Source organism: Tardiphaga sp. (genome assembly GCF_025356345.1).
Classification (GTDB): domain Bacteria; phylum Pseudomonadota; class Alphaproteobacteria; order Rhizobiales; family Xanthobacteraceae; genus Tardiphaga.
In genome coordinates this window covers 1-12553 of record NZ_JANXTC010000033.1, presented here as the reverse complement: position 1 = coordinate 12553, position 12553 = coordinate 1, and the positions used below count along the sequence as shown (strand labels likewise).

The following is a 12553-nucleotide window of genomic DNA, read 5'->3' as shown; positions in this document are numbered from 1 at the left end:
TCTTCGTCATAGCGACCCTTTATGGCTTGATCGATTCATGCGAAGGCGTCGAGGTCGTGCTAGGTTTCGATTCTGCGCCATTTTCGAGACCTATCCCGATGCCCGTCCCCCCCACCAAAGCCATGGTTCTCGCCGCCGGTCTCGGCCTGCGAATGCGTCCGATCACCGACACCTTGCCTAAACCGCTGGTACGGGTGGCCGGCGCCGCGTTGCTCGACCACGTGCTCGACAAGCTGGCCGAGGCCGGCGTCGATGAGACCGTGGTCAATGTGCATTATCTGCCCGACCAGATCATCGACCATGTCGCGGCGCGGTCGCGGCCGAAAATCATCATTTCCGACGAGCGCGATCAGGTGCTCGGCACCGGCGGCGCCGTGGTCAAGGCGCTGCCGCTGCTCGGCGGCGAGCCGTTCTACCATCTCAATGCCGACACGATGTGGATCGACGGCGTACGGCCGAACCTGGCGCGGCTCGCCGAGGCTTTCGACGCCGCGAAGATGGACGTCCTGCTGTTGATGGCGCCGACCGCCAACAGCATCGGCTACGCCGGCGCCGGCGACTACGCCATGCTGCCGGACGGCGCGCTGCGCCGTCGCAAGGAAAACCAGGTGGTGCCGTTCGTCTATGCCGGCGTCGCCATTCTGTCGCCGGCGCTGTTCGCGGATGCCCCCGCCGGCGAATTCCCGCTGACCCAATTGTTCGACCGTGCCAACGCCCAGGAAAGATTGTTCGGGCTGCGTATGGACGGCGTCTGGATGCATGTCGGGACGCCCGACGCGGTGCGTGCCGCGGAAGACGCCTATCTCGCCAGCGTGGCGTGAGGCCTGACTCCCGCCGTCTTCCCGCCCATGCCATGATACATCCTGTTCGCGAATCAGGATGGCCATGCGCGTATTCAGTGTTCCCGCCTCGGCGCCGTTTCTGCGCACGCTCATCACCGCGCTGGTCGACGGCCACCTCGTCGATGGTTTTTCCGCGCGCGCGCAGCCGGAGCGACTGGCGACCGCGACGCTATACCTGCCGACCCGCCGTGCTGGCCGCATGGCGCGGGAGATCTTTCTCGACGTGCTCGGCACCGACGCCGTGGTGCTGCCGCGAATCGTCACCTTCAACGATATCGATGAAGACGAGATCGACTTCGCACAGGAATCCTCGCAGGCCAGCTTCGCCGACCTCGACACGCTGCCGGCGTTCGACGGCCTGCAGCGCCGGCTGCTGCTGGCGCAGCTGATCGCGGCCTGGGCCAAACGCATCACGCCCGGTGATCCCGCGCAGGCGCCGCTGGTGGTCGGCGGCCCGGCCTCGACCCTGAAGCTGGCCGATGATCTGGCGCGGCTGATGGACGACATGGTGACGCGCAAGGTCGACTGGGCCTCGCTGGACGGCCTGGTGCCCGATGCGCTCGACAAATACTGGCAGCTGACGCTGCAGTTTCTCAACATCGCCAGGGAGGTCTGGCCGGACATCCTCAAGGCCTATGGCCGGATCGAGCCCGCCGCGCGACGCGACATCCTGATCGAGGCCGAGGCAATACGGCTGACACGGCATCTGGACGGCCCGGTGATCGCCGCCGGCTCGACCGGTTCGATGCCGGCGACCGCGAAATTTCTCCGCGCGATCGCCGGCCTGCCGAATGGCGCCGTGGTGCTGCCGGGGCTCGACACCGATCTCGACGATGAAGCCTGGCAACTGATCGGCGGATCGGTGGATGCGCAGGGTCGGATAATCGCACCGCCTTCCTCCAACCATCCGCAATTCGCCATGTTCGGGCTGCTGCGGCGTTTCGGTATCAAGCGCGGGGATGTCGAACGGCTCGGCGCGCCGGCGCCGCTCGGCCGCGAGATACTGGCCTCGGAAACCATGCGGCCGTCGAACGCCACCGCGCAGTGGCACACACGGCTGGCGCAGCCCGCCATCGCGCAACGCATCGCTGACGGCATGCGGAAACTCGCCGTAATCGCCGCCGCCAATCCGGAAATGGAAGCGCTGGCGATCGCGGTGGCGATGCGCGAGGCGCGCGAACAGAATATCTCGGCGGCGTTGGTGACGCCGGACCGCGCGCTGGCGCGACGGGTGATGGCCGCGCTCGGCCGCTGGAATCTCGAGTTCGACGATTCCGGCGGCGACGCCCTGATGGATACGCCGCCCGGCATTTTCGCGCGGCTGACGGCGGAGGCCATCGCCGAAGGGCTGGAGCCCGCCACGCTGCTGGCGCTGCTGAAGCACCCGCTGCTGCGGCTCGGCCGCGCCGCGGGTGGATGGAAGAGCGCCATCGAGACGCTGGAACTGGCACTGCTGCGCGGCACCCGGCCAACCGCGGGCAGCACCGGCCTGACGCAGGATTTTGCCTTGTTTCGCGACGAACTGGCGAAGCTGAATCGCCAGGAAGATTCGACGCTGCATGCGGCCGAACCGCGCACCCGATTGCCCGAGCACCGGCTGCTCGGGGCTGAGGCGTTGATCGCCAAGCTGCATGACGCGATGCTGCCGCTGGAAAGCGTTGGCCGGTTCAAGCCGCATGATTTTGTCGAGTTGGGCAAGCGACATCAGGACGTTATCAAGGCGCTGTCGCGCGACGACCTGGAACGATCTGTGGCGTTCGACGGCCATCAGGGCCAGGCGCTGACATCCGCCTTCGACGAATTGCTGGGCGACCGCGCCGATGACCAGATCTCACCGAGCGGGCTGATGGTGCCGCTCGGCGACTACGCAGATGTGTTTCAGACCGCGTTCGGCGACAAGACCGTGCGCCGGCCCGAAGCCGCGCAGGCACGGCTTCGGATCTACGGCCCGCTGGAAGCGCGGCTGACGCCCTGCGAGCGCGTGATCATCGGCGGCCTGGTCGAGGGCATCTGGCCGCCGGCGCCGCGGATCGACCCGTGGCTGAGCCGCCCGATGCGGCACCAGCTCGGCCTCGATCTGCCGGAGCGCCGCATCGGCCTGTCGGCGCATGATTTCGCACAATTGCTGGGCGCCGACGATGTCATTCTCAGCCACTCGGCCAAGGTCGGCGGCGCCCCCGCCGTCGCCTCGCGTTTCCTGCACCGGCTCGAAGCCGTCGCCGGACAATCACGCTGGGATGCCGCGGTCGCGGCCGGCGAGAAGTATATTCTGTATGCGGCAGAACTCGATCGCCCGCACCACGTCACGCCAATCGCGCAACCAATGCCGCGGCCGCCGCGCGAGGCCCGGCCGCTGCGGCTCTCGGTCACCGCGATCGAGGACTGGCTGCGCGATCCTTATACGATCTACGCCAAACACATCCTGAAGCTGGCGCCGCTCGATCCGGTCGACATGCCGCTATCGGCCGCCGACCGCGGCTCAGCGATCCACGATTCGCTCGGCGACTTCACCAAGCTGCACGACACATCGCTGCCCGCGGATCCGGCGCGGGTGCTGCGCGGCATCGGCGAAAAGCATTTCGCGCCGCTGATGACGCGGCCGGAAGCGCGCGCGCTGTGGTGGCCACGCTTCCTGCGCATCGCTTCGTGGTTTGCGAACTGGGAGGTCGAGCGCCGGCACAATGTCAGCAGCATCATTGCCGAGCAGCGCGGCGAGATTTCGATTCCACTGATCAGCGGCCGCACCTTCTATTTGTCGGCTCGCGCCGACCGCATCGAGCGCCGCCCCAACCGCACCTTCGCCATTCTCGACTACAAGACGGGACAGCCGCCGAGCGGCAAGCAGGTCCGCATGGGCCTGTCGCCGCAGCTGACGCTGGAAGCAGCGATCCTGCGCGAGGGGGGCTTCGAGGGCATCCCGGCCGGTGCCTCGGTCAGCGAGCTGCTGTATATCCGGCTCAGCGGCAACAATCCGCCAGGCAAGGCGCACGAACTCATCCTCAAAGTGGAGAAGGAGGAGCCGCAATATCCCGACGAGGCCGCCGACGAGGCGCGCAACAAGCTGGAAGCCCTGATCCTGAAATTCGAGGATGAGACCACCCCCTACACCTCATTGAGCCTGTCGATGTGGTCGAACCGTTATGGCCGCTATGACGATCTGGCGCGGATCAAGGAATGGTCCGCCGCTGGCGGCACCGGAGACGAGTCATGAGCGCGCTGCGTGAGATCCCCGCCGATGCGCGCTCCAAGCAGGGACGCGCCTCCGATCCCGCCGCCTCGGTGTTCGTCTCCGCCAATGCCGGCTCCGGCAAGACCTACGTGCTGGTCAACCGCGTGATCCGGCTGCTGCTCAGTGGGGTGCCTCCGGAGAAGATCCTTTGCGTGACCTTCACCAAGGCCGCGGCCGCCAACATGGCCGAGCGCGTGTTCTCCACGCTCGGGCACTGGGTGTCGCTCGACGACAGCGCGCTGGATCAGGCGATCCGCAATGCCGGCATCGCCACGCCGGACCGCTCGACGCGGCTGCGCGCGCGCGAACTGTTCGCCTGCGCGCTGGAGACACCGGGCGGGCTGAAGGTGCAGACCATTCACGCGCTGTGCACGCGGCTGCTGCAACAGTTTCCGTTCGAGGCCAATGTGCCGGCGCGGTTCAGCGTGCTCGACGACCGCGACCAGAACGAGATGATGGAGCGCGCCTCGCTCGACGTGCTGCTGCGCGCCGCCGCGGATGCTGACAGCGCCGAGGGTCGCGCGCTGGCGACCGCGATGACCTCGGCCGCCGACGTGACCTTTCGCGACGTGGTGCGCGAAGCCTCGCTCAGCCGCGACAAGTTCCTGGCCTGGACGGAGGGCGCCGGCAGCGTCGAGGCGGCGATGACGCAACTGTCGCAGACGCTCGGCGTGACGCCCGAGGATTCCACGGAAGCCGTGGAGAGCGAGATGGTCGATGGCCCGCACCTGCCGCGGCGACGCTGGGAGGCGGCGGCCGAAATCTTCGCGGCTAGTACCAAGACCGACAATGATCAAGCCGATCGCCTGCGGGCGGCGCTGGATCTCGACGGCAGCGCGCAGGTCGACAAATATCTCCAAGTGTTCTTCACCGGCACCATGGAGCCGCGCAAGTCATTCGCTACCAAGAAGACCAATGACGGCCATCCCAATCTTGCCGCGACGCTGACAAACGAAGGCGAGCGTCTGTCGGTGCTGCTGGCGCGCCGCCGCGCCGTGATGATGCGCGACCGCACGCAGGCGCTATTGGTGATCGCCAGCGGCGTCGCCGCGAATTACGCCCGCGAGAAGCAGGAGCGCGGCCTGCTGGACTATGACGATCTGATCGACAAGACGCTGGCGATGCTGGACAATGTCTCCTCCGCCTGGGTGCATTACAAGCTCGATCGCGGCGTCGACCATGTGCTGATCGACGAGGCGCAGGACACCAGCCCGCGGCAATGGGATATCGTCACCCATCTGATCTCGGAATTCACCTCCGGCGAAGGCGCCCGCGACGGCGTCAAGCGCACCATCTTCGCGGTCGGCGACGAGAAGCAGTCGATCTTCTCGTTCCAGGGCGCCGCGCCGCGCGAATTCGATTTGCGCCGCAAGTCGCTGCAGAGTCGCTTCCAGGACGCCGGTCACACATTCGATCCGGTCGCCTTCACCTATTCGTTCCGGTCCGGCGCGGCGATCCTGCAGTCGGTCGACCATGTGTTTCGCGACCAGGCGATCTATCGCAGCATCCATGCCATCGAGAACGGCTACCCGATCCATGAATCGCTGGGCGACGCCGGCCCCAGCCTGATCGACCTGTGGGATTTGCAGATCCAGGCCGAGCGCGAGCCGATCGAGGGCTGGCAGGCGCCGTTCGACAACGTCTCCGAGACCAGCCCCGAAGTGCAGCTGGCGCGGCGGGTGCAGGCCGAGATCAAAACGCTGATTTCGGAAGGCACCCAGACCGGCGCGATCGGCCGCCGACGGGCGCTGCGCTATGGCGACGTGCTGGTGCTGGTGCGCCGCCGCGGCAAGGCGTTCAACGCCATCATCCAGGCGCTGAAACACGCCAGCATTCCGGTCGCCGGCGCCGATCGCCTGAAACTCACCGAGCACATCGCGATCATCGACCTGATGCATCTGGCCGACGCGCTGCTGCTGCCGCAGGACGACCTTGCTTTGGCGGTGGCGCTGAAGAGCCCGCTGTTCGGTCTCGACGACGACGACCTGTTCAAGCTGGCGTGGCAGCGCGAAAATACGCTGCGCGCCGCGCTCGACGAACATGCGGAGCTGAACGAAAAAATCGATGCGGCGCGAAAACGCCTGCATGAATGCGAGCGCCGCGTCGCTCACGAAACGCCGTTCGCCTTCTATGCCTGGCTGCTCGGCGGCGACGGCGGTCGCGCGAGATTCCTGCGCCGGCTCGGCCACGAGGCCAATGACGCGCTCGATGAGTTCCTCGAACTGGCACTCGGCTACGAGCAGAAGGCCCCCGCCTCGCTGCAGGGGTTCGTGAACTGGCTGCGCGCCGCCGACACCGAAGTGAAGCGCGACATGGAGATCACCCGCGACGAAGTCCGTGTCATGACCGTGCACGGCTCGAAGGGGCTGGAAGCACCGGTGGTGTTCCTGGTCGACACCACTTCGTCGCCCGCGGATACCCAGCGGCTCAACCTGATTCACCTGCCGCAAGGCAATGCCGCGCCCTATGCGCCGGGCGTGGTGGTGTGGGCCGGCAAGAAGGGCGACGATCCGCCGGCGGTCGCCGAAGCACGTGCCGCCAAGATCCAGGAGACCGAGGACGAATATCGCCGGCTGCTCTATGTGGCGATGACCCGCGCCGCCGACCGGCTGATCGTCGGCGGCTGCATGCCAGGCAACCGCAACGAGGTGCGGCCATTGTCGTGGTACGATCTGATTCTCAGGGGCCTCGAAGGCTCCGGCCTGCGGATGCAGAACGTGCCGCCGCCGGACGGCGTGGTGAAGCGCTATTCGCGGCTGGAAGATGTCGCGTCGGAAACCGGGGTCGCGGCGGTTCCGGAAGCCGTGCCAGCGACCGAGCTGCCGTCCTGGCTTCGCACGACCATGGCCGCCGAGCCGCGTCGCGAAAATTTTCTGCGGCCCTCCGATCCCGCCGACGACGACCACGGCCTGAGACCTGGCGAAACCGATGCCGATCGCACCCGCGCCAGGCAACGCGGCACGCTGGTGCACCGGCTGCTGCAATCGTTGCCCGATGTCACCGCCGAACGGCGACAGGACGCGGCGACGCGCTATCTCGCCCGCCATGCCGACAAATGGAGCGGGGACGACCGCTCCGCATTGGCCGTACAGGTGCTGGCTCTGGTCGAGGATCCCCGCTTTGCCGAGCTGTTTTCACCGGGCAGCCGTGCCGAGGTCTCGATCGTCGGCCGGCTGCGGCGTCGCGGCCAGCCCTTGCTGGTGTCCGGGCAGATCGACCGCCTCGTCGTGACACCAAAGGAAGTCTGGATCGTCGATTACAAGACCAACCACGCGCCACCGCGCGCGCTGGCCGAGGCGCCTGAGGCCTATGTCCGGCAATTGGCATTGTACCGGGCCGTGCTGGCGAAATTATATCCCGGCATCGCCGTGCGCGCCGCGCTGCTCTGGACCGAAACGCCTGAAATCATGGAGCTTTCGGCGACTGCGCTGGACGCAGCGCTGGCCTCCGTCATCTCCGCGTGAGCATGCCTTGACCCGGCAAGGGTGCGTTCATAGGTTGATTATCATCCAAGCGCGATTCTTGTGACGCGCTCTCCCACCAGCAGAACGAGGACAATATGGCCGTTGGCAAGGTTTCAGACGCCGATTTCGAAGCGGAAGTGCTCAAGGCAACCGGTCCCGTGGTCGTCGATTTCTGGGCGGAATGGTGCGGCCCCTGCCGCATGATCGGACCGGCGCTGGACGAGATTTCCGCCTCGATGGGCGACAAGGTCACCATCCTCAAGCTCAATGTCGATGAAAACCCGAAGACCGCGTCCAAATATGGCGTGATGTCGATCCCCACCCTGATGATTTTCAAGGGCGGCGAGATGGCCTCGCGCCAGGTCGGCGCCGCGCCGAAGCAGAAGCTGCAGCAGTGGATCACCGCCGCGGTGTGATCGCGTTGCGATGAATGATTTCAACGGCCGGTGACCTTGTCGCCGGCCGTTTGCTTTGTCACCTCTCCCCGTTGGGGAGAGGTGAACGCAGCGCCGGCAGATTGAACAGAGGGCGCGGCGTTACCCGATCCAGCCCGTCGCCAGCGCGCTGGCCCATTCGGCCCGGCCATTCGCCCGCGCCAGATCGGCCATCGCGGCGTTGTTGTACGGCACCCGTCGGTAGGTCACCTGCCACGCCTCGCCGGATTGCTCGAGGATGGCGTAGCAGGCATCCGGCGTGCCGGTTTCCACCGCGTGCGGAAACGGCGCGACGTCGCGATAGCCGGGGCAGCCGACGCTGCCGGGGTTGACGATCATCCGGCCATCGCGAAGTTTGATCGCGCGCGGGATGTGCGAGTGCGCGCACAGGATCAGCGACTGTTCAATGCCCATGGCCCGCTGCTCGATGGTCTCGATCGCGGCCATGTGCACCACGCCATCCGGCGTCACCGCCTCCAGCCAATAGGTATTATCGTCGGCCGGCGTGGCGTGACAGAGATAGACGGCGTCGCGATAGACGGCGCTGAACGGCAGCGCGCGCAGCCAGTCGAGATGCTTCGCCTCCAGCTGGCCATGCGAATAGCGGTCGGACGGCCACATGTCCTCCAGCCTGTCGTCGGTGAGATAGCGATCATGATTGCCGCGGACGCAGGTGGCCTGCATGCCCATCATGATATCCAGCGTGCGCTTTGCATCCAGCGGGCCGCTGGCCATGTCGCCGAGATTGACGATCTCGGTCACGCCCTGTGATCGGATATCGGCGAGCACGGCTTCCAGCGCCAGATAATTGCCATGCACATCGGCGATCGCGGCAAAACGCATCGAAGCTCCTGGATTTACGTCGGCGGGGTGCCGTTTTCAGCCAGCACGTGGCCGGCGAGGTACAGCGAGCCAGTGATCAGAATACGCGGTGGCACTTCGTAGGCAAGCCGGGTCAGAGACTCCAAAGCGACGGCGACACCGGCGGAGGTCTCGGCGCGCATGCCGACCTGCCGCGTGGCGTCAGCCAGCGCGTCCGTGCTCATGGCGCCGGCGCGATCGGGAATCCGGACGGCGATGATATGCCGCGTCAGGCCGGCGAAATTGGCCAGGAAGCCGACGGCATCCTTGTTGGCCATCATGCCCACGATAACCACCAGCGGCCGTGACACCCGCTCTTCCAGATCAGCAAGGGCCGCGGCAATGACGCGACCGCCTTCGGCATTGTGGCCGCCATCGAGCCAGATCTCGGAATCTTTTGGCGCGACCTCGACCAGTGCTCCGCTGGAGAGCCGCTGCATCCGCGCCGGCCATTCGGCGCGCGCGACGCCGGCCTCATAGGCGGCGGTATCGATCCTGAAGAGTTCGAGCGCCCGCAGCGTCGCAATCGCCAGGCCGGCATTGCCGAACTGATGCCGCCCGAACAATCTGGGCGCGGCAAGGTCCATCAGCCCGCGCTCATCCTGATACACCAGCCGGCCGCGCTCGACGCTGACATGCCATTGCTGTCCGGCCCAATGGCTGGGCGCATGCAACCTGCGCGCCTGCTGTTCGATCACCGTCGTCACTTCCGGCAGCTGTTCGGCGGTGATCACCGGCACCCGGCGCTTGATGATGCCAGCCTTCTCGGCGGCGATCCGCGGCAGCGTCGTGCCGAGGAAATCGGTGTGATCAATGCTGATCGGCGTCAGGACGCAGGCTACCGGTTTCTCGATGACATTGGTCGCATCGAGCCGGCCACCCAGGCCCACCTCGAGCAACACCACATCCGCCGGATGGCTGGCGAACAATGCGAAGGCCGCGGCCGTCTCGATCTCGAACAGCGTGATTGGCGCGCCGGCATTGACCAGCTCGCAATGCGCCAGGGCTGCCAGCAACGCGTCATCGCTGACCAGCACGCCGGCGAGGCGAATGCTTTCGTTGATCCGGACCAGATGCGGCGAGGTGAAAACGTGGACGCGCAGCCCCGCGGCCTCGAGGATCGCGCGCAGATAGGCGACCGTCGATCCCTTGCCATTGGTGCCGGCGACATGGATCACCGGCGGCAACCGGTTCTCGGGATGACCCAGCCGCGCCAGCAGCCGCTGCATCCGATCGAGTGAGAGGTCGATCGTGTCCGGATGCAGCGACGACAGCCGCGCCAGAATGTCGCCGAGGGCGCCCGGCGATGGTGCCGTGCTCACGCGTGCGCGGCCGGCACCGGCTCCGGGCTGGCGGGGAGTTCGATGGCTGTCGCGACCGGCTTCGCCGTGACTTCCGCGGCCGGCGATTTCGTCAGCAGCCGGCACAGCCGACCGAGGGTCGGCTTCAGATCGTGGCGGTGCACGACCATGTCGATCATGCCGTGCTCTTTCAGATATTCCGCGCGCTGAAAACCCTCAGGGAGTTTTTCGCGGATCGTCTGCTCGATGACGCGGGCGCCAGCGAAGCCGATCAGCGCGCCGGGCTCGGCAATCTGCACGTCACCCAGCATCGCATAGGACGCCGTGACACCGCCGGTGGTCGGATTGGTCAGCACCACGATGTAGGGAAGCTTGGCGTCGCGCAGCATCTGCACACCGACGGTCGAGCGCGGCAACTGCATCAGGGACAGGATGCCCTCCTGCATGCGCGCGCCGCCGGAGGCCGCGAACACGATGCAGGGCGATTTCTTTTCCAGAGCGAGTTCGAACGCGCGCACCAGCGCTTCGCCGGCGGCCATGCCGAGCGACCCACCCATGAAATCGAAATCCTGCACCGCGACCACGACGCCGGCGCCTTCCAGCTTGCCGTAGCCGACCTTGACGGAGTCATTCATGCCGGTCTTGGCGCGCGCGTCGCGGATCCGGTCGGCATATTTGCGCTCGTCGCGAAACTTCAGCGGATCGGCGATGACGTCGGGCAGCGCCACGTCGAACCAGGTCTCGTTGTCGAAGATCGATTTCAAGCGCGCGGTGGCGCTCATCCGCATATGGTAGTTCGAGCCCGGAATGACGAACTGGTTCTGCTCGACGTCCTTGTAGAACACCAGCTGCCCGGTATCGGGGCATTTGATCCACAGATTCTCCGGGGTCTCGCGGCGCAGGATGCTGCGGATTTTCGGCCGGACGACGTTGGTAAGCCAGTTCATCTTGTTCTCCGCGTCGCAACCTGGTGGCGTCGCTCTGATCTTGACATGGCGGCGAGGGCTGGGCCCGACAACCGCCTGGTGGCTTTATCGCCAGATTGTGGCTTATTCCGCGGCCTGCTTCGCGCCGTGGACGCCCTGCGCCAGCGAGGCGACGAGATCGGCGACCGCGCTAACCGTGGTAGCGGTAGCCCTGTCGTCGGCGTCAAGCGACGCCTTCAGCGCATCGATCAGCGCCGAGCCGACCACCGCGCCATTGGCATGCCGCGCGATATCATGCGCCGCTTCCGGGGTACGGATACCGAAGCCGACGCAGACCGGCAGGTCGGTATGGCGTTTGATCCGCGCCACCGCGGCACCCACCGCGGAGGAATCGGCGCTGCCGCTACCGGTAATGCCGGTGATCGAAACGTAGTAAACAAAACCGGAAGTATTCGCGAGCACCGCCGGCAGTCGCTTGTCGTCGGTGGTCGGCGTCGCCAGGCGAATGAAGTTCAGACCCGCCTTCATCGCCGGCAGGCAGAGTTCCGCATCTTCCTCCGGCGGCAGATCGACGATGATCAGGCCATCGACACCCGCGGCCTTGGCATCGACGAGGAATTTGTCGACGCCGTAGACGTAGATCGGATTGTAGTAGCCCATCAGCACGATCGGCGTCCTCGCCTCGTCCTTGCGGAAGTCACTGACCAGCGCCAGCGTCTTTCGCAGCGTGGTGCCGGCCTTCAGCGCGCGCAGCCCGGCCGCCTGGATCACGGGACCATCGGCCATCGGATCGGTAAACGGCATGCCGATCTCGATAATATCCGCGCCGGCCTTCGGCAGCGCCTTGATGATAGCAAGCGAGGTGACGAGATCCGGATCGCCGGCCATCACAAAGGTGACGAAGGCCGCGCGGCCCTCGGTCTTCAGTTCGGCGAAGCGGGTATCGATTCGGGTGGTCATGATGCGGCAACCGCTATGCTACACTCTCGCTCAGGGAGAGTTGGGGGGATGAACAGGTTCAAAGCCAGAGCCAGGCAACTCCGTGCCGCGCAAACCAGCGCCGAGGCGAAGCTATGGCAGGCGTTGCGTGCGCGCCAATTGGCCCGCTGGAAATTTCGCCGCCAGCATCCAATTGACCGATACATCGTCGATTTTGTGACGCTCGACGGGAAGCTGATCGTCGAGGTCGACGGCATCACGCACCACACTGAGGCCGAACGCGCCCGCGACGAGGCTCGCTCGGAGGTGCTGGCGCGATGCGGCTTCCATATCGTCCGCGTTTCGAACAGCGATGTGTATGAAAACCTTGAAGGGGTGTTGGAAATGATTCTGGGTACATTACGGCCGGACTGAAGGCCCCTCACCCGACCGGCTTCGCTACGCTCAGCCGATCGACCTCTCCCCACCGGGGAGAGGTGAAGGAAGATCGCTGTTACACCTCTCCCCGTTGGGGAGAGGTCGGCTGCGAAGCAGCCGGGTGAGGGGGCCAAACGTGA

Annotated in this window: 9 protein-coding genes; 5 read left to right on the top strand and 4 right to left on the bottom strand. The window is 66.0% G+C overall.

All coding sequences use genetic code 11. From position 1 onward, the window contains the following. The first annotated feature begins 98 nt into the window (after nucleotides 1-98). The 4 genes from Q0S16_RS01545 to trxA all read left to right on the top strand — a co-directional run bounded on the left by Q0S16_RS01545 (nucleotide 99) and on the right by trxA (nucleotide 7951). On the top strand, nucleotides 99-821 hold the full coding sequence (locus Q0S16_RS01545; RefSeq protein WP_295844260.1) for a nucleotidyltransferase family protein: 723 nt from the start codon (nucleotides 99-101) through the stop codon (nucleotides 819-821). A gap of 64 nt (nucleotides 822-885) precedes the next feature. Next, nucleotides 886-4053 carry a double-strand break repair protein AddB gene (addB, locus tag Q0S16_RS01540; protein WP_295844257.1) on the top strand — a complete coding sequence of 1056 codons (3168 nt, stop codon included), beginning with the start codon at nucleotides 886-888 and terminating at the stop codon, nucleotides 4051-4053. Beyond that, the gene (gene addA, locus Q0S16_RS01535; protein ID WP_295844255.1) at nucleotides 4050-7535 is read left to right on the top strand and encodes a double-strand break repair helicase AddA; all 3486 of its coding nucleotides are present in this window, start codon (nucleotides 4050-4052) and stop codon (nucleotides 7533-7535) included. Before addB ends, addA begins: the two co-directional genes overlap by 4 nt. A 95-nt stretch (nucleotides 7536-7630) precedes the next feature. Further along, nucleotides 7631-7951 carry a thioredoxin gene (trxA, locus tag Q0S16_RS01530; RefSeq protein WP_295844252.1) on the top strand — a complete coding sequence of 107 codons (321 nt, stop codon included), beginning with the start codon at nucleotides 7631-7633 and terminating at the stop codon, nucleotides 7949-7951. A gap of 120 nt (nucleotides 7952-8071) precedes the next feature. Here the strand turns inward: trxA and Q0S16_RS01525 are convergent, their stop codons facing one another. The 4 genes from Q0S16_RS01525 to trpA form a co-directional block, all read right to left on the bottom strand. Beyond that, the gene (locus Q0S16_RS01525; RefSeq protein WP_295844250.1) at nucleotides 8072-8812 is read right to left on the bottom strand and encodes a metallophosphoesterase family protein; all 741 of its coding nucleotides are present in this window, start codon (nucleotides 8810-8812) and stop codon (nucleotides 8072-8074) included. Between the two features lie 14 nt (nucleotides 8813-8826). Next, complete coding sequence (locus Q0S16_RS01520; protein ID WP_295844248.1) at nucleotides 8827-10152, bottom strand: folylpolyglutamate synthase/dihydrofolate synthase family protein; 1326 nt, start codon at nucleotides 10150-10152, stop codon at nucleotides 8827-8829. Next, on the bottom strand, nucleotides 10149-11078 hold the full coding sequence (gene accD, locus Q0S16_RS01515) for an acetyl-CoA carboxylase, carboxyltransferase subunit beta (RefSeq protein ID WP_295844246.1): 930 nt from the start codon (nucleotides 11076-11078) through the stop codon (nucleotides 10149-10151). Before accD ends, Q0S16_RS01520 begins: the two co-directional genes overlap by 4 nt. Nucleotides 11079-11180: 102 nt before the next feature. After that, a complete protein-coding gene (gene trpA, locus Q0S16_RS01510; protein WP_295844244.1) occupies nucleotides 11181-12017 on the bottom strand; it encodes a tryptophan synthase subunit alpha in 837 nt (278 codons plus the stop codon). 48 nt (nucleotides 12018-12065) lie between these two features. Between trpA and Q0S16_RS01505 the strand changes: the two genes are divergently transcribed. Then, on the top strand, nucleotides 12066-12410 hold the full coding sequence (locus Q0S16_RS01505) for an endonuclease domain-containing protein (protein ID WP_295844243.1): 345 nt from the start codon (nucleotides 12066-12068) through the stop codon (nucleotides 12408-12410). The last annotated feature ends 143 nt before the right edge of the window (nucleotides 12411-12553 follow it).

Coding starts and splice junctions, on each gene's coding strand:
- Q0S16_RS01545 (WP_295844260.1), top strand. CDS start 99: ATGCCCGTCCCCCCCACCAAAGCCATGGTTCTCGCCGCCGGTCTCGGC.
- addB (WP_295844257.1), top strand. CDS start 886: ATGCGCGTATTCAGTGTTCCCGCCTCGGCGCCGTTTCTGCGCACGCTC.
- addA (WP_295844255.1), top strand. CDS start 4,050: ATGAGCGCGCTGCGTGAGATCCCCGCCGATGCGCGCTCCAAGCAGGGA.
- trxA (WP_295844252.1), top strand. CDS start 7,631: ATGGCCGTTGGCAAGGTTTCAGACGCCGATTTCGAAGCGGAAGTGCTC.
- Q0S16_RS01525 (WP_295844250.1), bottom strand. CDS start 8,812: ATGCGTTTTGCCGCGATCGCCGATGTGCATGGCAATTATCTGGCGCTG.
- accD (WP_295844246.1), bottom strand. CDS start 11,078: ATGAACTGGCTTACCAACGTCGTCCGGCCGAAAATCCGCAGCATCCTG.
- trpA (WP_295844244.1), bottom strand. CDS start 12,017: ATGACCACCCGAATCGATACCCGCTTCGCCGAACTGAAGACCGAGGGC.
- Q0S16_RS01505 (WP_295844243.1), top strand. CDS start 12,066: ATGAACAGGTTCAAAGCCAGAGCCAGGCAACTCCGTGCCGCGCAAACC.